Annotated in this window: 24 protein-coding genes; 7 read left to right on the top strand and 17 right to left on the bottom strand. The window is 72.4% G+C overall.

Features of this window, described 5'->3' with window-relative positions:
• Positions 1–99 precede the first annotated feature (99 nt).
• The gene (locus AB0N29_RS03960) at positions 100–1,140 is read left to right on the top strand and encodes an LLM class flavin-dependent oxidoreductase (RefSeq protein WP_364864271.1); all 1,041 of its coding nucleotides are present in this window, start codon (positions 100–102) and stop codon (positions 1,138–1,140) included.
• 18 nt (positions 1,141–1,158) lie between these two features.
• On the opposite strand, the gene AB0N29_RS03955 is transcribed toward AB0N29_RS03960, so the two are convergent.
• The 4 genes from AB0N29_RS03955 to coxB all read right to left on the bottom strand — a co-directional run bounded on the left by AB0N29_RS03955 (position 1,159) and on the right by coxB (position 5,661).
• Positions 1,159–2,409: an Ig-like domain-containing protein gene (locus AB0N29_RS03955; protein ID WP_364864269.1), complete on the bottom strand. Its 1,251-nt coding sequence runs from the start codon at positions 2,407–2,409 to the stop codon at positions 1,159–1,161.
• 149 nt (positions 2,410–2,558) lie between these two features.
• Positions 2,559–2,975 (bottom strand): cytochrome c oxidase subunit 4, encoded by a 417-nt coding sequence (locus AB0N29_RS03950; protein ID WP_302270671.1) that lies wholly within the window; start codon positions 2,973–2,975, stop codon positions 2,559–2,561.
• Complete coding sequence (gene ctaD / locus AB0N29_RS03945; RefSeq protein ID WP_302270670.1) at positions 2,972–4,726, bottom strand: cytochrome c oxidase subunit I; 1,755 nt, start codon at positions 4,724–4,726, stop codon at positions 2,972–2,974. Before ctaD ends, AB0N29_RS03950 begins: the two co-directional genes overlap by 4 nt.
• Positions 4,723–5,661, bottom strand: coding sequence for a cytochrome c oxidase subunit II (gene coxB, locus AB0N29_RS03940; protein ID WP_302270669.1), 939 nt, complete (start codon positions 5,659–5,661; stop codon positions 4,723–4,725). Before coxB ends, ctaD begins: the two co-directional genes overlap by 4 nt.
• Before the next feature lie 92 nt (positions 5,662–5,753).
• Between coxB and AB0N29_RS03935 the strand changes: the two genes are divergently transcribed.
• Complete coding sequence (locus tag AB0N29_RS03935) at positions 5,754–6,917, top strand: aminotransferase class V-fold PLP-dependent enzyme (RefSeq protein WP_364864265.1); 1,164 nt, start codon at positions 5,754–5,756, stop codon at positions 6,915–6,917.
• Positions 6,914–7,168: a sulfurtransferase TusA family protein gene (locus AB0N29_RS03930; protein ID WP_364864263.1), complete on the top strand. Its 255-nt coding sequence runs from the start codon at positions 6,914–6,916 to the stop codon at positions 7,166–7,168. Before AB0N29_RS03935 ends, AB0N29_RS03930 begins: the two co-directional genes overlap by 4 nt.
• A 55-nt stretch (positions 7,169–7,223) precedes the next feature.
• Here AB0N29_RS03930 and AB0N29_RS03925 read toward each other — a convergent pair whose 3' ends face one another.
• A complete protein-coding gene (locus AB0N29_RS03925) occupies positions 7,224–8,210 on the bottom strand; it encodes a carbohydrate kinase family protein (RefSeq protein ID WP_302270666.1) in 987 nt (328 codons plus the stop codon).
• 64 nt (positions 8,211–8,274) lie between these two features.
• Between AB0N29_RS03925 and AB0N29_RS03920 the strand changes: the two genes are divergently transcribed.
• Positions 8,275–8,517: a hypothetical protein gene (locus AB0N29_RS03920; RefSeq protein ID WP_302270665.1), complete on the top strand. Its 243-nt coding sequence runs from the start codon at positions 8,275–8,277 to the stop codon at positions 8,515–8,517.
• Between the two features lie 197 nt (positions 8,518–8,714).
• Here the strand turns inward: AB0N29_RS03920 and erpA are convergent, their stop codons facing one another.
• Both erpA and AB0N29_RS03910 read right to left on the bottom strand, forming a co-directional pair.
• A complete protein-coding gene (gene erpA, locus AB0N29_RS03915; RefSeq protein ID WP_302270664.1) occupies positions 8,715–9,077 on the bottom strand; it encodes an iron-sulfur cluster insertion protein ErpA in 363 nt (120 codons plus the stop codon).
• Positions 9,078–9,146: 69 nt separating this feature from the next.
• Entirely contained in the window at positions 9,147–10,220 is a 1,074-nt protein-coding gene (locus AB0N29_RS03910) for a glycerate kinase (RefSeq protein WP_302270663.1), read from the bottom strand.
• 63 nt (positions 10,221–10,283) lie between these two features.
• Here AB0N29_RS03910 and AB0N29_RS03905 point away from each other — a divergent pair, with 63 nt between their 5' ends.
• Both AB0N29_RS03905 and nadA read left to right on the top strand, forming a co-directional pair.
• Positions 10,284–11,162, top strand: coding sequence for a GNAT family N-acetyltransferase (locus AB0N29_RS03905; protein WP_364864260.1), 879 nt, complete (start codon positions 10,284–10,286; stop codon positions 11,160–11,162).
• A 34-nt stretch (positions 11,163–11,196) separates the two neighbouring features.
• Positions 11,197–12,369 (top strand): quinolinate synthase NadA, encoded by a 1,173-nt coding sequence (nadA, locus tag AB0N29_RS03900; protein ID WP_364864257.1) that lies wholly within the window; start codon positions 11,197–11,199, stop codon positions 12,367–12,369.
• On the opposite strand, the gene AB0N29_RS03895 is transcribed toward nadA, so the two are convergent.
• From AB0N29_RS03895 to AB0N29_RS03880, 4 genes are all read right to left on the bottom strand, one after another.
• Entirely contained in the window at positions 12,370–13,581 is a 1,212-nt protein-coding gene (locus AB0N29_RS03895) for a GAF domain-containing sensor histidine kinase (RefSeq protein ID WP_364864255.1), read from the bottom strand.
• A 128-nt stretch (positions 13,582–13,709) separates the two neighbouring features.
• The gene (locus AB0N29_RS03890) at positions 13,710–14,288 is read right to left on the bottom strand and encodes a hypothetical protein (RefSeq protein WP_302270659.1); all 579 of its coding nucleotides are present in this window, start codon (positions 14,286–14,288) and stop codon (positions 13,710–13,712) included.
• Positions 14,288–15,208 carry a zinc metalloprotease HtpX gene (gene htpX / locus AB0N29_RS03885; protein WP_302270658.1) on the bottom strand — a complete coding sequence of 307 codons (921 nt, stop codon included), beginning with the start codon at positions 15,206–15,208 and terminating at the stop codon, positions 14,288–14,290. Before htpX ends, AB0N29_RS03890 begins: the two co-directional genes overlap by 1 nt.
• 76 nt (positions 15,209–15,284) lie before the next feature.
• Complete coding sequence (locus tag AB0N29_RS03880) at positions 15,285–16,082, bottom strand: PspA/IM30 family protein (protein ID WP_302270656.1); 798 nt, start codon at positions 16,080–16,082, stop codon at positions 15,285–15,287.
• Positions 16,083–16,200: 118 nt separating this feature from the next.
• On the opposite strand from AB0N29_RS03880, the gene AB0N29_RS03875 reads away from it, so the two are divergent.
• Positions 16,201–16,788, top strand: coding sequence for a DUF3043 domain-containing protein (locus AB0N29_RS03875; RefSeq protein WP_302270655.1), 588 nt, complete (start codon positions 16,201–16,203; stop codon positions 16,786–16,788).
• A 58-nt stretch (positions 16,789–16,846) separates the two neighbouring features.
• Here AB0N29_RS03875 and AB0N29_RS03870 read toward each other — a convergent pair whose 3' ends face one another.
• Genes AB0N29_RS03870 through paaA form a run of 6 tightly spaced genes read right to left on the bottom strand, consistent with a single transcriptional unit; the run spans position 16,847 to position 21,355 of the window.
• Positions 16,847–17,851 carry an aldo/keto reductase family protein gene (locus AB0N29_RS03870; RefSeq protein ID WP_302270654.1) on the bottom strand — a complete coding sequence of 335 codons (1,005 nt, stop codon included), beginning with the start codon at positions 17,849–17,851 and terminating at the stop codon, positions 16,847–16,849.
• 23 nt (positions 17,852–17,874) lie between these two features.
• Positions 17,875–18,906: a 2Fe-2S iron-sulfur cluster-binding protein gene (locus AB0N29_RS03865; protein WP_364864249.1), complete on the bottom strand. Its 1,032-nt coding sequence runs from the start codon at positions 18,904–18,906 to the stop codon at positions 17,875–17,877.
• A 10-nt stretch (positions 18,907–18,916) separates the two neighbouring features.
• A complete protein-coding gene (gene paaD / locus AB0N29_RS03860) occupies positions 18,917–19,399 on the bottom strand; it encodes a 1,2-phenylacetyl-CoA epoxidase subunit PaaD (protein WP_302270652.1) in 483 nt (160 codons plus the stop codon).
• Positions 19,396–20,142 (bottom strand): 1,2-phenylacetyl-CoA epoxidase subunit PaaC, encoded by a 747-nt coding sequence (gene paaC / locus AB0N29_RS03855; RefSeq protein WP_364864246.1) that lies wholly within the window; start codon positions 20,140–20,142, stop codon positions 19,396–19,398. Before paaC ends, paaD begins: the two co-directional genes overlap by 4 nt.
• On the bottom strand, positions 20,139–20,444 hold the full coding sequence (gene paaB, locus AB0N29_RS03850) for a 1,2-phenylacetyl-CoA epoxidase subunit PaaB (RefSeq protein ID WP_302270650.1): 306 nt from the start codon (positions 20,442–20,444) through the stop codon (positions 20,139–20,141). The genes paaC and paaB overlap by 4 nt, the downstream gene beginning before the upstream one ends.
• Positions 20,441–21,355 (bottom strand): 1,2-phenylacetyl-CoA epoxidase subunit PaaA, encoded by a 915-nt coding sequence (gene paaA / locus AB0N29_RS03845; protein ID WP_364864242.1) that lies wholly within the window; start codon positions 21,353–21,355, stop codon positions 20,441–20,443. The genes paaB and paaA overlap by 4 nt, the downstream gene beginning before the upstream one ends.
• Between the last annotated feature and the right edge of the window lie 60 nt (positions 21,356–21,415).

The following is a 21,415-nucleotide window of genomic DNA, read 5'->3' as shown; positions in this document are numbered from 1 at the left end:
GCACCACGGGTCGAGGGCCCCGGACCGCACCAGCGGCCGGGGCCCTCGCCCTTTCCCCGGGGACCTCCCGGCCACGCCGCCACGCACGACAGGAGCACCATGGACATCCAGCTCGGGCTCGACACCTTCGGCGACGTCACCGTCGGTCCCGACGGTGCCCTCCTCCCCCAGGCGCAGGTGGTGCGTGACGTGCTGGAGCAGGGCCGCCTCGCCGACGCCGTCGGGGTCGACGCGTTCGGCGTCGGTGAGCACCACCGCGACGACTACGCCGTCTCGGCACCCGACATCGTGCTGGCCGGCCTGGCCACCACCACCGAGCGGATCCTGCTCGGCTCGGCCGTGACGGTGCTCAGCTCGGACGACCCGGTGCGGGTGCTCGAGCGCTTCGCCACCATCGACGCGCTCTCCGGCGGCCGGGCGGAGGTGACGCTGGGGCGCGGCTCTTTCACCGAGTCCTTCCCGCTCTTCGGCTTCGACCTCGCCGACTACGAGGTGCTCTTCAGCGAGAAGCTGGACCTCTTCGCACGCCTCCGGGCGGCCACCGCCGAGGACCGTCCGCTGAGCTGGGAGGGCAGCACGCGCCGCCCCCTGGTCGACGCGCAGGTCTGGCCGCGGCCCGCCGAGCCGCTGCGCAGCTGGGTCGCCGTCGGCGGCTCACCGGAGTCCGTCGTCCGGGCGGCCCGGTACGGCCTGCCGCTCATGCTGGCGATCATCGGCGGCGAGCCGGCCCGCTTCGCGCCGTACGTCGACCTCTACCGGCGGGCCCTCGACGAGCTCGGCCAGCCGGGGCTGCCGGTCGGGGTGCACTCCCCCGGCTTCGTGGCGCCCACGGACGCCGAAGCCCGCGACCGCCTGTTCCCGCACTTCAAGGCCAACCGGGACCGGATCGGCCGCGAGCGCGGCTGGCCGCCCGCCACCCGCGACCAGCTGGACGCCGAGGCCGACCACGGCGCGCTCTTCGTCGGCTCCCCCGAGACGGTGGCGCAGAAGATCGCCGGCACCGTGCGGACGCTCGGGATCGACCGCTTCGACCTCAAGTACTCCCACGGCCCGCTCCCGCACGAGCACCTGATGGAGTGCATCGGGCTGTACGGCACCGAGGTCGCGCCACGGGTCCGGGAGCTGCTCGCCACCGGCTGAGGAGCGAGCGGGCCGGGGTCAGCCGAGCGCCGAGCCCGCGCGGTACTCGCCCCAGGAGGCGTTCCAGTCGCCGTACCCGTTGTCGAGGGTCATCTGCCGGTCGGTGCCGACGTACTCGACGACATCGCCGCGGCGGCTCATGGCGTAGAGCCAGCCGGCGTCGGCGGTGCTGAGGCCCGTGCAGCCGTGACTGACGTTGGCGTAGCCCTGCGAGCCGACCGACCACGGCGCCGCGTGGATGAACTCCCCGGAGTACGTCAGGCGCATCGCCCACTGCACGTCGTCGATGTCGTAGGCCTCGGCGCTGCCGGCGGCGATGCCGACGGTCTCGGAGTTCATCCGCTTGACGTCGAACTTCTCGATGATGACCTTGGTGCCCGAGCGGGTGGTGAACCCGGGCTTGCCGGTCGTGACCGGGATGGTGCGCAGGAGCTTGCCGTTGGAGAAGACCTTCATGTGGTGGGCCTGGGCGTCGACCCGGTAGACGTGCGCGTCGCCCACGGTGAAGTCGACGGTCCGGCTCATCTGGCCGTAGATGCCGCCGCCGGCGGGCACGCTGTTGACGTCGACGTCGACGCTCACCTCGGTGCCGGGCTTCCAGTACTTCTTCGGCCGGTAGTGCACCTCGTTGTCGCTCATCCAGTGCCACGTCCCCGGCTGCGCCGGGCTGGTGTCGACCGAGAGGTGCCTCTCGATGGAGGCGCGGTCGGTGACCGGGACGTCGAAGGTGACGATGACCGGCATGCCGACGCCGACGGTCTCGCCGTCGAGCGGGGCCACCGAGGGGTAGGTCTGCTGGTCCAGGGTCAGGTCCGCGGTGCGGAAGCGGACCGTGCGCCGCGCGGTCGCGCCCGCGGCGTCCTCGACCCGGGCGCGCAGGAGGTAGTCCGTGCCCGGCTCCAGCCGGTCGTCCGCGCGCCAGGTGGTGCCGTCCTCGGCGATGGCGCCCTCGACGGGTCCGGCCTCCTCGGTCGGGCCGCCCGCGGGCGCGAGCGCGACCGACCGCAGCTCACCGTCGGTGACGTCCAGCTCGACGACCCGGTCGACCGGGACGGCGCGGGCGCCGCCGCGGACGTTGACCTCGATCCGTGCCGCGGGAGCGCTCTCGCCGGCGGCCGCGGTGGTCTGCGCGCCGTCGGGCCCCTCGGCGGTCGCTCCCCCGCTGCTGTCGCACGCCGCGAGGAGGGAGGCGGAGAGGGCCAGGGTCGCAGCGACCGCTGCGCCCCGACGGGCGCGCGCTCGGCTGGGTCGGACACGACGCTCGGACATGCAGGACTCCACGGCGGTTCGGGGGGAAGGCTCCGGCGCGGGGCCGGCGTGCTCCTCGAGGTTAACGGCTGACACAGAGGAGACGCGAAACCCCGCGCCCGGGTTGCGTCCGGGTCGCGGGGTCTCGTGGGAGCTGCGTCAGCGGTGCCTCAGTGGGCGTGCTCGCCCCGGTAGTACTCGAAGATCCAGCCGCTCAGCGCGACCGCGCCGAGCACGCCGCCGATGATGAACAGCCACCAGGCGCCGGTCGCGATGCCGAACACGCACACCGCGAGGGTCGAGGCGCACCACAGCGGCCACCAGGAGTACGGCGGGAAGAAGCCGAGCTCCCCCGCGCCGTCGGCGATCTCGGCGTCCTTGAGGTCCTCGGGACGCGGGTCCATCTTCCGGGCGTGGAAGCCCAGGTAGAGGGTCACCATCGCCACCAGCAGGGTGGTCATGACGAGCGCCGAGGTGCCCGTCCAGTCGCCGCCGTTGTCGCTGGCCGAGGTGACGAACCAGTACGCCGGGGTGACCAGCACCAGGAAGACGGTGCAGATCGCGAAGATCCAGGCCTCGGACTTCATCGGTCGTTCTCCTCGTTGTTCGGCGTGCGCTCGTCGAGCAGGCTGGCCCGGCCCTCCATGTCAGGAGCGTCGGCGAAGCCGCCCTCGCTGGCCGCCTTGTTCTGCTCCATCTCCAGCGCCGCGACCTCGGGGTGGTGCAGGTCGAACGCCGGCGACTCCGAGCGGATCCGCGGGATGGTGACGAAGTTGTGGCGCGGCGGCGGGCAGCTGGTGGCCCACTCCAGCGAGCGGCCCCAGCCCCACGGGTCGTCGACGAGCACCTTCGGCCCGCGGGCGGAGATGTAGACGTTGTAGAAGAACGGCAGCGTCGAGGCGGCGAGCAGGAACGAACCGATCGTCGAGACCTGGTTGAGGGCGGTGAAGCCGTCCTCGGGCAGGTAGTCGGCGTACCGGCGCGGCATGCCCTCCACACCCAGCCAGTGCTGGACGAGGAACGTGGTGTGGAAGCCGACGAAGAGCAGCCAGAAGTGGACCTTGCCCAGGCGCTCGTCGAGCATCCGGCCGGTCATCTTCGGCCACCAGAAGTAGAAGCCGGCGAACATCGCGAACACCACGGTGCCGAAGACGACGTAGTGGAAGTGCGCGACCACGAAGTAGGAGTCGGTGACGTGGAAGTCCAGCGGCGGGCTGGCCAGGATGATGCCGGTGAGGCCACCGAAGAGGAAGGTGATGAGGAAGCCGAAGCTCCACAGCATCGGGGTGTCCAGGGACACCGACCCGCCCCACATCGTGCCGATCCAGTTGAAGAACTTCACGCCGGTCGGCACCGCGATCAGGAACGTCATGCCGGAGAAGAACGGCAGGTCGATCGCCCCGGTGACGAACATGTGGTGCGCCCACACCGCGACCGAGAGGATCGCGATCGCCAGGGTCGCGCCGACCAGGCCGACGTAGCCGAAGATCGGCTTGCGGCTGAAGACCGGCAGGATCTCGGTCACGATGCCGAAGAACGGCAGCGCGATGATGTAGACCTCGGGGTGGCCGAAGAACCAGAACAGGTGCTGCCACAGGATCGATCCGCCGTGTGACGGGTCGAAGACGTGGGCGCCGAGCTGTCGGTCGGCCTCCAGCATCAGCAGCGCGCCGGCCAGGATCGGGAAGGCGATGAGCACCAGCAGGCTGGTGATCAGCGTGTTCCAGGTGAACAGCGGCATCCGGAACATGGTCATGCCCGGCGCACGCATCGAGATGATCGTGGTGATGAAGTTGACCGCACCCAGGATCGTGCCCAGACCGGCCAGGTAGAGGCCCATGATCCACAGGTCGCCGCCGACGCTGGGCGAGCGGACCGCGTCGCTCAGCGGGGTGTAGGCGTACCAGCCGAAGTCGGCCGCGCCCTGCGGGGTGAGGAAGCCGGAGGCGGCGATCAGTCCGCCGAACAGGAACAGCCAGTAGCTGAACATGTTCAGGCGGGGGAACGCCACGTCGGGCGAGCCGATCTGGATCGGCATGATCACGTTGGCGAAGCCGAAGAACAGCGGCGTCGCGAAGAGCAGCAGCATGATCGTGCCGTGCATGGTGAAGAGCTGGTTGTACAGCTCGTCGTTCACGACCTGCTGGCCCGGGAAGGCGAGCTCGGAACGGATCAGCAGCGCCATCAGGCCGCCGACGATGAACCAGAAGAACGACGTGCCGAGGTACAGCTTGCCGATCAGCTTGTGGTCCGTCGTGGTCATGATCCGGACCAGCTGCTGCCCCAGGGGCTTCCGCGCGACCGTCATGTCGGCCGTGCGTGCTGCTGTGGCGGTCATTCTGCGTCTCCCTCGCCGTACTCGTCGCCCTCGGTGGTGAGGCCGACCTGGCTGTCGGCGTTCTCGCCGCCGATCAGCGGGCCGTCACTGGTGTTGCCGGACGCCTCGAGGTCCTCGAGGTACGCGGCGTAGTCCTCCTGGCTCACCACCTGGACGTTGAACAGCATCCGCGAGTGGTAGACACCGCAGAGCTCGTAGCACTTGCCGGAGTACTCGCCGATCTCGGTGGGGGTGACCTGGTAGTGGTTCACCCGACCGGGGATCACGTCCATCTTCATGAGGAACGCGGGCACACCGAAGTCGTGGATGACGTCGGGCGAGTACAGGTTGAAGCGCGTGGTCTGGTCGACGGGCAGCACGAGCGTCGGCATGTCCGAGGCCGTGCCGGCCGTGTAGGCGTACTCGTCGTAGGCGTACTCGTCGTCGGTCACCTCGTCGTTCGCGGCCGGGTCCTGCTCGCCCAGGCCGTAGTTGAACGTCCACGACCACTGCTGGCCGACGACCTCGACGGTGTTGTCCGGCGTCGGGTCGTCGAGGACGACGTTCTGCACCCGCACCGTGTGCGAGAAGAACACGATCACCATGATGATCGGCGCGACGGTGTAGAAGATCTCCAGCGGCAGGTTGTAGCGCGTCTGGATCGGGATCTCGTCGTCGCTGCGGCGGCGGTAGCGCCACACGACCCAGAAGATCAGGGCCCAGACGACGACACCGGTCAGGAGGGCGGCTACCCAGGCGCCCTGCCACAGCGCGAGGGTGTGCTCACCCTGCTCCGTGGCCGGCGAGGGCATGGCCAGGTTCTTCCAGTCGTCACGGTTCTCCGAGGAGCACCCGGCGAGCAGCACGACGGCGACGCCGAGAACGGCGGCGAGCAGGGGCGCCCGGCGCCCGCGCCCGGCCTTCCCGACCCCTCGCGGGGGGAGTTGCAGACCCACGAACGAGCCTTCCTCTTGGGTGGTCACGAGTAGGTCGAAGACTACTTCAACCAGTCGCTGGGAGGACCCCGGGGGTCGTCTATGTTCGGGCTGTGACCCCTGGCTCCCGACCCGCGACGTCCTCGGGGACCGGAGCGGGCGGCTACCTCGACGCGGCGTCCGCCGAGCCCCTGCACCCGGCGGCGCGGGAGACGCTCCTCGCCGCGCTCGACCAGGGGTACGCCGACCCCCGTCGGCGGCACCGCGCCGCACGCACCTCGCGACTGCTGCTGGACAACGCCCGCGAGGTCGTCGCCGAGTGCCTGGAGGTCCGCCCCGACGAGGTCACGTTCACCTCCTCGGGCACCGACGCGGTGCACCGCGGGCTCCTCGGGCTGCGCGCCGGGCGGGCGCGGCACGGCGACGCGGTGGTGCACAGCGCGGTCGAGCACTCCGCGGTGCTGCACGCGGCCGCGTGGGTCCCCGGGGACCACGTGGCCGTCGGCGTCGACCGGCTCGGACGGGTCGACCCCGCCGACGTCCGGCGCGCCGCGTCGGCGGACGGCGTGGCCGTCGCGGCCGTCCAGGCGGCCAACCACGAGGTCGGGACCGTCCAGCCCGTGGCCGAGGTGGCGGCCGCGCTCGCCGGCACCGGCGTGCCGCTGTTCGTCGACGCCTGCGCCTCCACCGGTCGCCTGCCCCTCGCGGCCGGCTGGGACGCCGCGGCCGCCTCGGCGCACAAGTGGGGCGGCCCGGCCGGGGTCGGGCTCCTCCTCGTCCGCAAGGGGGCACGCTGGCGCAACCCGTTCCCCGGCGACGACCGGGTCGACGAGCGGAGCACGGGCTTCGAGAACGTCCCGGCGGCCCTGGCCGCCGCCGCGGCCCTGCAGGCCGTCGTGGCGGAGCGCGAGGAGGTCGGCCGGCGCCAGGCCGCCCTGGTCGACCGGGTCCGGGCCGCGGTGGCGGCGGTCCCCGACACCGAGGTGGTCGGCGACCCCCGCGACCGGCTCCCCCACCTCGTGACCTTCTCCTGCCTCTACGTCGACGGCGAGGCGCTGGTCGACGGCCTCGACCGGCGCGGTCACGGCGTCGCGAGCGGGTCGGCGTGCACCGCCTCGACCCTCGAGCCCAGCCACGTGCTCGCGGCGATGGGGGCGCTCACCCACGGCAACGTGCGGGTCTCCCTGGCCCGCGGGACCACCGAGGCGGAGGTCGAGGGCTTCCTCGCCGCACTGCCCGAGGTGGTCGCGGGGATCCGGTCCGAGGTGGGGCTGTGACGGGGGCGCCGGGCTCCCCCGCGGTCGCGCTGGAGCTGGACTGCCGCGGCCTGCTCTGCCCGCTGCCGATCATCCACCTCGGCCGCCGCGTGGCCGAGGTGGCCGTGGGAGAGGTCCTGGGGGTCGTCGCGACCGACGTCGCCGCCCGGACCGACGTCCCGGCGTGGTGCCGCATGCGCGGGCAGGAGTACGTCGGCGAGGACACCGCCGACGACGGCGCCCCGCGCTACCTGGTCCGCCGCACCGGCTGAGCCGGTGCGGTCAGGACAGGTGCGGTCAGGACAGGTGCGGTCAGGACAGGTGCGGTCAGGACAGGTGCGGGCGGACGTCGGCGGCCGCGTCGGCGCCGTACGCCTGCTCGAGCCGCGCGAGGAACTGCTCGCCGGTGAAGGAGTACTCCTGCGTGCCGACCGTCTCCACGACGTACGCCGCGAGCACGCAGCCGACCTGCGCGGCCCGCTCGAGGCCGACCTCCCAGCTCAGCGCGGCGAGGAAGCCCGCGCGGAAGGCGTCGCCGACACCGGTCGGCTCCACCGCCTTCACGTCCTGCACCGCGGGCAGCACGATGTCGGGCTCCCCCTTGCGGTGCACCCGCACGCCGTCCGCGCCCAGGGTGGTCACCTGGACGCCGACGCGGTCGAGGACCTCCGCGGCCGACCAGCCGGTCTTCTGCTCGATCAGGTGCGACTCGTACTCGTTGGAGAAGAGCAGGGCGGCCCCGTCGACGAGGCGGCGGATGAGGTCGCCCTCGCCGAAGGCGAGCTGCTGGCTGGGGTCGGCGATGAACCGGTAGCCCCGCTGGCGGCACTCGTCGGTGTGGCGCAGCATGCCGTCGGGGTCGTCGGCACCGATCAGGACGTACTCGGGCTCTCCCACCACGGCCACGATGGGGGCGAGCTCGATGAGCCGGGCCTCGGCCATCGCGCCGGGGTAGAACGACGCAAACTGAGCCATGGTGGTGTCGGTGGTGCACACGAACCGCGCGGTGTGCTTGGAGTCGGAGATCCGCACGTGGGAGCAGTCCACCCCGTGGCGCTCCAGCCACGAGCGGTAGTCACCGAAGTCCTCGCCGGCCGCGCCGACCAGCACCGGGCGCAGGCCGAGCCGCCCCAGGCCGAAGCACATGTTCGGGGCCACGCCGCCACGCCGGATCTCCAGGTCGTCGACCAGGAACGAGACCGACAGCTTGTGCAGCTGCTCGACCACGAGGGAGTCCTCGAACTTCCCCTGGAAGGTCATCAGGTGGTCCGTGGCGATCGAGCCGGCGATGAGCAGCGGCCGAGGTGAAGGCATGACACGGAACACTACCGAGCGGTACTCGTAGGACTACCCCGCGGTAGCCCCTAGCGTCGCGAGCATGACGACTCCCGCCCCCTCCCCGCGCCGCGCGTACGACGACGCCGCCACGCTCCAGGAGATGCACGCCGACTGCCTGGCGACCGGCGCGCACCTGCCGCTCGCCCGGGCCGCCCGCGCCGCGGTCGGCCCCGTGCCGAGCATCCACTTCGACGAGTTCCCGCGCGAGGTCGCCAAGCGCGACATCCGCGTCGACGAGGCCGCCCAGCGGCTCGCGAACGCGCTGCACCTGCACCTGGACTGAGCGGGGCCGCGCAGGCCTTCTGCGCGGCGAACACGAAGAAGGGCCCCCGCCTGCTGGCGGGGGCCCTTCTCTCGTCGTGCTGCGGTCGCACCCTGGGCGGGCACCTCACCGGGTCTCGACACGCCGGTCGCGGCTTCGTTCCTCAGCCGCGCGGCTCGCTCGACCACCAGCGATCGAGTCCGCTGGCGCGTCCTCGATCAGTGGAAAGAGTCTCCACAGGCGCAGGAGCCGGTCGCGTTCGGGTTGTCGATCGTGAAGCCCTGCTTCTCGATGCTGTCGACGAAGTCGATCATCGCGCCGTTGAGGTAGGGGACGCTCATCCGGTCGACCACGACGGTCACGCCGTCGAAGTCGGTGGTGACGTCACCGTCGAGGGTGCGCTCGTCGAAGAAGAGCTGGTAGCGCAGGCCCGAGCAGCCACCGGGCTGCACGGAGATGCGCAGCGCGAGGTCGTCGCGGCCCTCCTGCTCGAGGAGGGTCTTCACCTTCGTGGCCGCGACCTCGCTCAGGTTGATCTGGTCGGTGCGGCGCTCAGTGGGGGTGTCCACCTGCTCGGTCATGTCGTTGCTCCCAAGGGATAGCGGGGACGGTGCTGCGTGTCGAACGGATCAATCGTCGCACACGGACGGTTATTCCCTGGACCACGTCCGGGCGACCCGGGCGGCGAGGTCGGCGAGCGAGCCGGCGGGGTCGGCGAAGGCCCGCTGCTCGCCCACCAGGTCCACCAGCGAGTACGCCGACTCCACGCCGAGCGCGCGCATCTCGCGCGCCCCGACGAGCACCTGGCCGGCCAGGGCCACGCACGGGCGCAGCGCCTCGCCGGCGGTCGCGGCGACGCCGTACGGCACCTTGCCCGAGCGGCTGGAGAAGTCGAACGCCCCCTCCCCGGTCACCACGAGGTCGGCCGCCCGCGCGCGCCGGGCCAGCCCGACGGCGTCCGCGACCAGCTCGATGCCCGGAGCCCGCCGGGCTCCCAGGGCGAGGAGGGCGAAGCCGAGGCCGCCGGCGGCCCCCGCGCCCTTCTCCAGCGACGTGCGTCGGTCGACGGCGACGGCCAGCTCCTCGAGCACCCCGTCGAGGGCGGGCAGCCGCTCCTCGGGGATGCCCTTCTGGGGTCCGAAGGTCTTGGTCGCGCCGAACAGCCCGGTCAGCGGGCTGTCGACGTCCGTGGCGGCCACCAGCCGCACCGGAAGGTCGGGCAGCGCGACGCCGGTGATCCCGGCCAGACCGGCCGCCCCGGCGTCCAGGGGGCGGTCCGCAGACGCCCCGAGCGCGGCGAGCAGCCCGGCTCCCCCGTCGTTGGTCCCGCTGCCGCCGAGGCCGACGACGACCTCCTCCGCACCGGCGGCCACGGCCGCGGCGACGAGCTCGCCCACGCCGTACGTCGACGCCTCCTCGGCCCGCTCCCCGCCCGTGAGGTGCAGCCCGCACGCCTGCGCGCTCTCGACGTACGCCGTGGCACCGGCCATCAGCAGCGTCGCGGGGACGGGCTCGCCGAGCGGCCCGCGCACCGTGGCCGCGAGCAGGTCGCCGCCGAGGGCGGCGTGCAGCACGTCCACGAACCCGGGTCCGCCGTCGGCCATCGGGCACAGGTCGAGCTCGTCGAGCGGTGCCTGCCGCCGCCAACCGGCCGCGATCGAGTCGGCCGCCTCGACGGCGGTGAGCGTGCCCGCGAACTTGTCCGGGGCCACCAGGATGCGCATGCGGCCATCCTGTCCGACACGACCCTGTCCGACGCGCCCCCGGGCCGCGCCTAGGGTCGCTGCGTGGGCGACCTGATCATCCGGCCGATGACCGCGGACGACGTCGAGGGCGCGGAGCGGGTGAGCGACGAGGGCTTCTTCGAGCTCGACACGCGCGTGCGTCGCGTGAGCGGTCCGGAGCCCGCGCGCCGCACCGCCGCCCACCGGGCGACCTGGATCGAGCGCACGCGCCACCTGGTGCGCACCGACCCCGGCGGGTGCTGGGTCGCCGAGGACGCCTCCGGCGTGGTCGGCATCGCCACGTCGTTGCGGCGCGAGACGCTGTGGTGCCTGGCGACGTACGCCGTGCTGCCGGGCCACCAGGGCCGGGGCATCGGCCGCCCGCTCCTCGCCGCGGCGCTCGACCACGGGCGGGCCTGCCTGCGCGGCATGCTGTCCTCCTCGGTGGACGCCCGGGCGGTGCGGCTCTACCACCGCGCCGGCTTCGAGCTGCACCCGCAGATGCGGCTCTCCGGCACCGTCGACCGCAGTGCGGTCCCCGTCGTGGACAAGGTGCGCGACGGCTCCGCCGGCGACGTCGACCTGATGGACTCCCTCGACCGGCTGGCCCGCGGGGCCGGCCACGGACCGGACCACGAGCTGATGCTGCGCACCTGGAGGCTGCTGGTCTCCGACACCTCGACCGGGCGCGGCTACGCCTACCTCGACGAGCGCGGCCCGGCCCTCCTCGCCGCCTCCGACCGCCGCACGGCGAGCCGCCTGCTCTGGGCCGCGCTCGCGGAGGTACCGGGCCCGGTCGGCGTCGCACACGTCACCGGCGTCAACCAGTGGGCGCTCGATGTCGGGTTCGCCGCAGGCCTGGAGCTCCACCAGGACGGCTACCTGGGGCTGCGCGGGATGCGGCCGCCGGCGCCGTACGTCCACTCGGGCGCGCTTCTGTGAGCGCAGCGGAGGCCCCGCGAATAGGATCCCCACCATGACGACCGTCGACCTCCCCCTGCTCCCGCTCGGTCGTGGCACCGACCGCGTCTCGGAGCGCGGCGTGGACTGCCCGGGCGACCTGCCCGCCCCCTCCGACCCCGACCTGGTGGCGCGGGCCCGGGCGGCCAAGGAGGCCCTGGGCGACAGGGTGTTCGTGCTGGGCCACCACTACCAGCGTGACGAGGTCATCGCCTTCGCCGACGTCACCGGCGACTCCTTCAAGCTGGCCCGGGACGCCGCGGCGCGTCCGGAGGCGGAGTACATCGTCTTCTGCGGCGTGCACTTCATGGCCGAGTCGGCCGACATCCTCACCGGACCCGACCAGAAGGTCGTCCTGCCCGACCTCGCGGCCGGCTGCTCGATGGCCGACATGGCGCGGCTCGCCCAGGTCGAGGACGCCTGGGACGCCCTCGCCGACGCCGGCGTCGTCGACTCGGTCGTCCCGGTGACGTACATGAACTCCAGTGCCGACATCAAGGCCTTCTGCGGCCGCAACGGCGGCGTCGTGTGCACCTCCAGCAACGCCGAGGTGGCGCTGGAGTGGGCCTTCGAGCAGAAGTCGGACGCCAAGATCCTGTTCCTGCCCGACCAGCACCTGGGTCGCAACACCGCCGTGCAGAAGATGGGCCTGACCCTCGAGGACTGCGTGGTGTGGAACCCGCTGCGCCCGAACGGCGGCCTCACCGCCGAGCAGCTGCGCGACGCGCGGATGATCCTGTGGAAGGGCCACTGCTCGGTGCACGGCCGCTTCTCCCCCGCCGTCGTCGACGAGCTGCGGGCGACCATCCCGGACGTCAACATCCTGGTGCACCCCGAGTGCCAGCACGAGGTGGTGCTCAAGGCCGACCTCGTCGGGTCCACGGAGTTCATCATCAAGACGATCGAGGCCGCTCCGTCCGGCTCGAGCTGGGCCATCGGCACGGAGCTGAACCTGGTCAAGCGGCTCGCCGAGGCCCACCCGGACAAGAACATCGTCTTCCTCGACAAGACGGTCTGCTACTGCTCGACGATGAACCGGATCGACCTGCCGCACTTCGTGTGGGCGCTGGAGAACCTGGTCGCCGGCAACGTCGTCAACCAGATCACCGTCGACCCCGAGACCGAGAAGTGGGCGCTGGTCGCCCTCGAGCGGATGCTCGCGCTCCCCGGACGCACCCAGAAGGACTGATCAGGCGGGCAGCTCGAACCACGCCGTGGTGCCGCCGTACGGCGACTCCTCGAGCCCGATCCGGCCGCCGTGCGCCTCGACGATGCGCCGGCAGGTGGTCAGCCCGATCCCGGAGCCCTCGACGGAGTCGTCGACCCGGGCCAGCGGCTGGAAGACCCGCAGGCGCTGACCGGCGGGCACGCCGATGCCGCGGTCGACCACCTCGATCCGCCACGAGTCCCCCCGGCGGTGCGAGCAGACCGACACGTGGGCCTTCTCCCCCGGCCGCGTGAACTTCGCGGCGTTGGCCACCAGGTTCTGCAGCACCGCGCGCAGCTGCACCGCGTCGCCGGTGACGACCGGCAGGTCCTCGACCTCGAGGGTCGCGCCCTCGAGCGCGGCGCTCAGGTCCTCGGTCACCTCGCGCATGACGACCGCGAGGTCGACCGGACGGCGCTGCAGCTCACCGCCGAGGCGCGCGAAGGCCAGGAGGTCGTCGATGAGCGACTGCATCCGGCTCGAACCGCTGATGGCCCGGGCCAGGAGGTACTGGAGGCCGGACTCGCGCTGCACGTCGCGCTCCGCGAGCTCGTCGGAGAGCATCCGCAGCGCCATCGACACCGCGGTCAGCGGGTTGCGCAGGTCGTGGCTGACCTGGCCGGCGAACGCCGCGAGCTGCTCGTTGGACCGCTTGAGCTCGGCCTGGACCTCCTCGAGGCGGCCGACCGACGCACTCAGCTCGCGGGTGCGCAGCTCGAGCTCGAGCAGGTCCACGACCCGGTCGGCGAGGGCACGCAGCGCCTGCTCCTGCTCGGCGGTGATCGTCCGGGGCTCGGTGTCGAAGACGCACAGCGTGCCGATGACGACGCCCTTGGGCGTGCGCAGCTGGTGGGTGGCGTAGAAGCGGACGTCGCCGATCTGCCCGGTGACGAAGGGGTTGTCGGCGAACCGCGGGTCCAGGCTGGCGTCCTCGACCACCACCGGCTCGGGGTCGTGCAGCACCAGGTTGCACATCGAGTCCTCGCGGGCGCAGACCGAGGCGTCGAAGCCCGACGTGGCGATCTGGTGCTGGTGGGTGTCGGTGATCAGGTTGATGGTCGCCAGCGGCACGCGGGCGACCTGCGCCGCGATCTCGACGAGTGCGACCAGGTCCTTGCGGGGTGGCCGCGTGATGATCTGGTACTCGCCGATCTGGGCGACGCGGACATCGTCGGTCTCGTGCGTGACGGACACGCGCGGCTCCTACAGGCTCGGGGGGTGGGTGAGATCGTACGGCGCTGCTCCCGGACCCGGCCGCTCCCTGGTGAACGACCGAGGCGCCCCCGGGTGACGCGCCCGCGACGTCGTGGACGTCACGTCGGTCAGAGGCCGGGCGCGCCCCAGATGGCCAGCCACCGCGACATGTCCCGCTCCACCGGCAGCTCGGCCGCCAGCACGTCACGGACCTGGATCTCCAGCAGGTTGTCGCGCTGCTGCGCGCGACCCGGCTGGGGCGCGAACGGGTAGAAGGTGCCCTGCTTGTAGAGGTAGACCAGGCCCACCCGGCGACCGCTCGCGTCGGCGAAGGGGACCAGCGAGCACAGCAGCGCGGGCCCGAAGCCCTCGGCCTCCAGGCCCGTGTTGACCGCGTGCAGGTCGGTGCACAGCCCGCTCGTCTCCGACGCGTCCCGGTGGACCTGCAGCCAGGTGAAGCCGAAGGAGTCGCTGGTGACCTCGACCGCGGGCGCGTCCGCGGCGTCGCGCAGCAGCGCGAGCACGTCGCCCTGGGTCTGGCTGAAGCCGGCACCGGCCGCGGCTCGGTAGCAGACCGAGCCGTCGCCGGTCGGCACCAGGCCGAGGGTCGTCTGCAGGGTGATCGCGGCGCTGGGCACCATGAACAGGGCGTCGAGGTTCGCCTGCTTCGGCTTCGACCGCCCGAGGATCGAGTCGAGGAAGCCCATCAGGCGCCCGGCCGGCCGAGCTCGGACTGGATCTCGGCCAGCTGCTCGAGCCGCTGCTCGAGCGAGGGGTGGGTCGAGGTGAGCGTGCGCAGGGAGATGCCCTTGACCGCGGGGGCGATGAAGAAGGCGTTCATCGACTGGGAGGCGCGCAGGTCGCGCTGCGGGATGGTGTTCATCTCGCCGGTGATCTTCTGCAGCGCCGAGGCGAGGGCGTGCGGCTTCATGGTGAGGTAGGCGCCGGCCCGGTCGGCCGACAGCTCGCGGTAGCGGGAGAGCACCTTGAGCAGCAGGAAGCTGATGGCGTAGGTGACCATGCTGATCACCAGCACGAGCAGCCAGACCGGCAGGCCGTTGTTGTTGTCGCGACGGTTGCCGCCGAACATCGCGCCGTACTGCGCCCCCTGGGTGAGCATGCCGGCGACGATCCCGGCGGAGGACGCCACGGTCATCACGAGGACGTCGCGGTGCGCCACGTGGGACAGCTCGTGGGCCAGGACGCCCTCGAGCTCCTCGGCGGTCAGCGTGCCCAGGATCCCGGTCGTGACGCAGACGACGGAGCGGTTCGGCGACCGTCCGGTGGCGAAGGCGTTCGGGATGGCCATGTCGGCGATGCCCACCCGCGGCTTGGGCATGTCGGCGAGCGCGCAGAGCCGGTCGATCATGCCGTGCAGCTCGGGGGCCTCGGCCGGGGTCACCTCGCGAGCACGCATCGCGCGCATCGCCACCGAGTCGGAGGACCACCACTGGTACCAGGCGATGCCGAGGCCGGCGACGCCGATGAGCAGGGCGATGCCCGGGGAGCTGCTGAAGGCGTACATCAGCCCCACGATGAGGGCGACGAAAAGGCCGCCCAGCAGGAACATCACCAGGGTCATCCGGGCGGTCAGCCCGGGATCACCCACGAACCGCGACTTGGCCATGGCCCCAGTCTCGCGTGCCACCCCAAGAGCAGCCTGAGCGGGTCCGGCGGACCGGACCCGCGGTCGGCGACGGCGGTCAGCCCTCCTCGCGGGGGCGCTCCACCTTCTCCGGCTCCGCCACGAGGATGTCGTCGCTGGTAGAGCCGCCGGCCTCGATCGCGTCCGGCGCGGCCGGGGCGTCGAGGCCCTTCATCCGGGCCAGCTCGGCCTCGACGTCGGACTGGGAGCTCATCGCCTCGAGCTCGCGGGCGATGTCGTCGCCGCGGTTGAGCGAGCTTGCGTCGTCCAGCGCGCCGGAGGCGATCAGCTCGTCGATGGCGCCGGCGCGGGCCTGCATCTGCGCGGTCTTGTCCTCGGCACGCTCGATGGCCGCACCCACGTCGCCCATCTCGTCGCCGATGCCGGACATCGCCTCGTTGATGCGGGTCTGGGCCTCGGCGGCGGTGTACGTCGCCTTGATCGTCTCCTTGCGGGTGCGGAAGGACTCCACCTTGGCCTGCAGCCGCTGCTGGGCGAGGGTGAGCTTCTCCTCCTCGCCCTGGAGCTGCGCCTGCTGGGTGCGCAGGTCGTTGATCTGGCCCGAGAGCGCCGACTTGCGGGTCAGCGCCTCGCGGGCGAGGTCCTCGCGGCCCATGTCGATCGCCTTCTGGGCCTGGGCCTGCAGCTTGGCGGCCTGCGCCTCGAGCTGGTTGACCTGCAGCTCGACGCGCTTGCGGCTCGTCGCCACGTCCGCCACGCCGCGGCGCACCTTGGAGAGCAGGTCGAGCTGACGCTGGTAGCTGTAGTCCAGCGTCTCGCGCGGGTCCTCCGCGCGGTCGAGGGCCTTGTTGGCCTTCGAGCGGAAGATCATGCTGAGGCGCTTCATCAAGCTCATCGGGTACGGCCCTTCCAAGACGACCTGCGGTGTGGACCTCACCCTACGGCTCGACGGCAACCGGCGGCGAGGCGCCGGTAGGCTGGCCAGCACCGTCCGTCATACGCAGAAGGCCTCCGTGTTCCGTCGCAGCAAGCCAGAGACCGTCGTCTCCCCCGAGCCCGTCCCGACCAAGGTCGGCGGCAAGGGCCGTCCCACGCCCTCGCGCAAGGAGGCCGAGGCCGCCGCGCGGGCTCGCGCCAAGACCCCGCGCACCCGCAAGGAGATGGCCCGCGCCCAGCGCAGCGCCCGTGCGGAGTCCAGCCAGAAGGTGCGCGCCGCGATGAAGGCCGGTGACGAGCGCTACTACCTGCCGCGCGACCGCGGGCCGGTGCGCCGCTTCGTGCGCGACTTCGTCGACACCCGGTTCTCGATCATCGAGCTGATGATCCCGCTGCTGATCCTCACCATGGTGCTCGGCTACTCCGGGAACACCCGGCTGGCCGGGATCGGCAACACCATCCTGTTCGGCACCGTGCTGCTGGTGGTGCTCGACATGGTCTTCCTGCGCTTCCGCCTGCGCCGCGAGCTCGCCCGCCGGTTCCCCGAGGAGAGCACCAAGGGCACGACGTACTACGCCGTCACTCGCGCGATGCAGATGAAGTTCATGCGGCTGCCCAAGGCCCAGGTCAAGATCGGGCAGCAGCTGCCCGACCAGTACCGCTGACCCTCGCCCGTCGGGCCGGTCTCGCGACCGGCCCGACGGGCGTCCGGGCGAGCGACCCTCAGGAGGGTCGACTGGCCGGCGACTGCGTCTTGGCGGGGTCGCGCTCGACGACCGGGTCGAGGACCTCGTCGATCGCCTTGAGCACCGCGTCGTCGAGGGAGACCCCGGCGGCCTTGACGTTCTCGGTGACCTGCTCGGGACGGCTGGCCCCGATGATCGCCGAGGAGACGTTGTCGTTCTGCAGCACCCAGGCCACGGCCAGCTGCGACATCGACAGACCGGCGTCCTCGGCGATCGGGCGCAGCTGCTGGACCCGGGTGAGCACGTCGTCCTGCATCCAGCGGCCGATCATGTCGGCCCCGCCCTTGCTGTCGGTGGCGCGCGACCCCTCCGGCGGGGCCTGGCCCGGCTGGTACTTGCCGGTCAGCACGCCCTGGGCGATCGGGGACCAGACGATCTGGCCGATCCCCAGCTCCTCGCACGTCGGGACCACCTCGGCCTCGATGACGCGCCAGAGCATGGAGTACTGCGGCTGGCTGGAGACCAGCGGGATCCGCAGCTCGCGGGCCAGCGCGTGGGCGGCGCGGATCTCCTCCGCGCGCCACTCCGAGACGCCGATGTAGAGCGCCTTGCCCGAGTGGACGACGTCGGCGAAGGCCTCCATCGTCTCCTCGAGCGGGGTCTCGTAGTCGTAGCGGTGCGCCTGGTAGAGGTCGACGTAGTCGGTGCCGAGCCGCTGCAGTGAGCCGTTGATCGACTCCATGATGTGCTTGCGCGACAGGCCGTGGTCGTTGTGCTTGCCCGGGCCGGTGGGCCAGTAGACCTTGGTGAAGATCTCCAGGCCCTCGCGCCGCTCGCCGGCCAGTGCCTTGCCGAGCACGGTCTCGGCCGCGGTGTTGGCGTACACGTCGGCGGTGTCGAAGGTGGTGATCCCCTCGTCGAGGGCTTGACGCACGCAGGCCAGCGCGGCGTCCTCCTCGACCTGGGATCCGTGGGTGAGCCAGTTTCCGTACGAGATGGCCGATATCTTCAGGCCGCTCGCTCCGAGGTTGCGAATCTCCATGCCGCGACGGTACCCAGCCCCATTCACCCGTCGAAGTCGAGCACCACTCGCTCGGAGGTCGGGTGCGCCTGGCAGGTCAGCACGTGCCCGGCGGCCACCTCGTCGGGCTCCAGCGCCCAGGCGGTGTCCATCGCGACGCTCCCCTCGACGAGGCGGGCGCGGCAGGTGCCGCACACCCCGCCGCGACAGGCCCAGGGCAGGTCGGACCGCGCCCCCAGCGCGGCCTCGAGGACGGGCGGCCCGTCCGGGCGCAGGTCGATCGCCGTGCTGCGCCCGTCGCGGCGCACGACGACCCGCGCGGCGCCGGGCACGGCCGGCGCGACCACGGCGGACCGCGGCGCGGGCTCGGCGTGGAAGAGCTCGGTGTGCACCCGGCCGGGCAGCACCGGCTGCAGCTCGGCCACCAGGGGCTGCGGCCCGCAGACGAACCACTCGTCGGTCCCCTGCAGTCCGAGCACCTCGACCAGCCGGGTCATCCGCGCGGCGTCCAGCCGGCCCGACAGCAGCTCGACGTCCTGCTCCTCACGCGAGAGCACGTGCACGAGCTGCAGCCGCTCGGGGAAGCGGTCCTTGAGGTCGTGCACCTCGTCGAGGAACATGACCGACCGCAGGGTCCGGTCGGCGCGGACCAGCGTCACCCGCGCGTGCCGCTCGCCCTCCAGCAGCGCCTCGACGATCGGCAGGACCGGCGTGATGCCCGATCCGGCGGCGACCGCTCCGTAGCGCCGGTGCGCGGTGGCCTCGATGGTCGGGGTGAAGCGTCCCGACGGCGTCATCACCTCCAGCCGGTCGCCGGCCCGCAGCCGCGGGACGACCCCGTCGCTGAACGCCCCTCCCGGCAGCCGCTTGACCCCGATCCGGAGGGAGCCGGCCGGGCCCGGCGAGCACAGCGAGTAGGAGCGCCGGGTCTCGTCGGTGCCGGCCCGCACCGAGACGTGCTGGCCCGGTCTCGCGGCGTACGCCGTGGCGAGCTCGGGCGGCACGCGGAAGGTGATCGCGACGGCCTCGTCGGTCAGCTCCTCGACCTCGGCGACCTCGAGCGCGTGGAACGGCACGTGCGACCCCTCAGATCGGCTTGACGTGGTCGAACGGCTCGGCGCAGGTGCGGCAGACGCGCAGTGCCTTGCACGCGGTCGAGCCGAAGCGGCTGAGCTCGCGCGTCTCGTGGCTGCCGCAGCGGGGACAGCGGACGGCGAGCACGAGGTCGACCGGCCCGGCGGCGACCGGCGCCGGCGGGGCGATGCCCGAGGCCGCCAGGCGGGCGCGGCCCTGTGGGGTGATCCAGTCGGTCGTCCACGAGGGCCACAGCACCGTCTCGACGTCGACCCGGCGGTAGCCGGCGCAGCTGAGCCGCTCGACGAGGTCCTCGCGGATGGTCTCGACCGCCGGGCAGCCGGAGTAGGTCGGGGTGATCTGCACGTGCACGCAGCCGGTGTCGTTCTCGGTGACGTCGCGCAGGATCCCGAGGTCGCCGATGGTGACGACCGGGAGCTCGGGGTCGGGGACCGCCGCGGCGATGTCCCAGGCGGGCAGCAGCGTGTGGCTCACCAGGAGGCTCCCGGGTGGGCGCGGGCGACCTGCTGCATCTCGGCGAGCAGCTCGGCCAGGTGGGCGGTGTGCCGCCCGGCGCGGCCTCCGCCGTCGGCGGGAGGAGCGCCGAGCTCGGGCACGACGAGGGTCGCCGCGGTCAGCACGGGCACCACGTGGCCGAGCACCGCCTCGTGGAGGCCGGCCGGGTCGACCGGGGCTGCCGGGTCCGCGGCGAGCAGCTCGGGCAGGTGCGGCCACTCGGCGTCGAGCGCGGACTGGGCACGGTCGTGGGAGAGGTCGGTGCCGTCCCCGAGACGGAGCACCCAGTGTCGGCCGTGGTCGAGGTGGTAGGCCACCTCCTTCACCGCCTTGCCCGCGACTCCCCGCGCCGGGCCCTCCCGCGCCGCCAGCGCGGCGTACACCTCGTGCTGCCAGGCGGCGAGCAGCAGCATCCGCACCACGCAGACGGCGAAGTCGGCCTGCGGCCGCTCGACGAGCACGACGTTGCGGAACTCCTCGGGGTCGCGGAGGTAGGCCAGGTCGTCCTCGGTGCGGCCGGCACCCTCGAGGTCCGCGACGACGGTGAGCAGCCCACGGGCCTGGCCGAGCTGGTCGAGCCCGATGTTGGCGAGGGCGACGTCCTCCTCGAGCTCCGGCGCGCGGCTGACCCACCAGCCGAGTCGCTGGGCGGTCACCAGGGCGTCGTCGGCCAGGCCGAGCAGGAAGGAGGACGTCGCGCGCGGGCGCGGCAGCGTGGTCACAGGTGCTCCACCCCGTCCGGCACGGAGTAGTGCGTCGGGTGGCGGTAGTCCTTGTCGGCGGCCGGCTCGAAGAACGCCCCCTGGAGGTCCGGGGTGGACGCGACCACCGCCGTCGACGGGACGACCCACAGCGACACCCCCTCCTGGCGGCGGGTGTAGACGTCGCGGGCGTTGCGCAGGGCCAGCTCGGCGTCAGGAGCGTGCAGCGACCCGACGTGGACGTGGGACATGCCCCGGCGAGCCCGCACGAAGACCTCCCACAGCGGCCACTCCCCCGGACCTCCGGTCGCGTCGCTCGTCATGCCGCCGGCTCCGTCCGCGCCGTGCGGGCGGCCTGCTTCGCGGCGTGGGCGGCCGCGGCCTCGCGCACCCAGGCGCCGTCCTCGTGCGCGCGCACGCGGTGGGCGAGCCGCTGGGCGTTGCACGGGCCGCGGCCGGCGACGACCTCGGCGAGCTCGGAGAAGTCCGGCGTGCCGAAGTCCCAGTGGCCCCGCTCGGCGTCCCAGCGCAGCTCCGGGTCCGGCAGCGTCAGCCCGAGCGCCTCGGCCTGGGGGACCGTGATGTCGACGAAGCGCTGGCGCAGCTCGTCGTTGGTGAACCGCTTGATGCCCCACTCCATCGACTGCGCGGTGTTCGGGGAGTCGGCGTCGGGCGGGCCGAACATCATCAGCGAGGGCCACCAGAAGCGGTCGACGGCGTCCTGGGCCATCGCCTTCTGCTCGGCGGTCCCGTGGCTGAGGGTGTGGAGGATCTCGAAGCCCTGGCGCTGGTGGAAGGACTCCTCCTTGCAGATCCGGACCATCGCGCGGGCGTAGGGACCGTAGGAGCACCGGCACAGCGGCACCTGGTTCACGATCGCGGCCCCGTCGACCAGCCAGCCGATGGCGCCGACGTCGGCCCAGGTGAGCGTCGGGTAGTTGAAGATCGAGGAGTACTTCTGCCGGCCGGTGTGCAGGGCGTCCAGCAGCTCGGCGCGCGGGGTGCCGAGCGTCTCGGCCGCGGCGTACAGGTAGAGCCCGTGGCCGGCCTCGTCCTGCACCTTGGCCATCAGGATCGCCTTGCGCCGCAGGCTCGGCGCCCGGGCGATCCACTCCCCCTCCGGCTGCATGCCGATGATCTCGGAGTGCGCGTGCTGGGCGACCTGGCGCACCAACGTGCGGCGGTACCCCTCCGGCATCGGGTCCGGGGGCTCCACCGTCGCGCTGCGGTCCATCCCGGCACGCTAGCACCGATGTGTGACAGTTCACAGCACGCGTGCACGAACGGTGTCACA

The organism is Nocardioides sp. NPDC092400 (genome assembly GCF_040684155.1).
GTDB lineage: Bacteria > Actinomycetota > Actinomycetes > Propionibacteriales > Nocardioidaceae > Nocardioides.
Note: the sequence above shows the minus strand (reverse complement) of the source record. Positions and strands in the feature narration are given on the sequence as shown.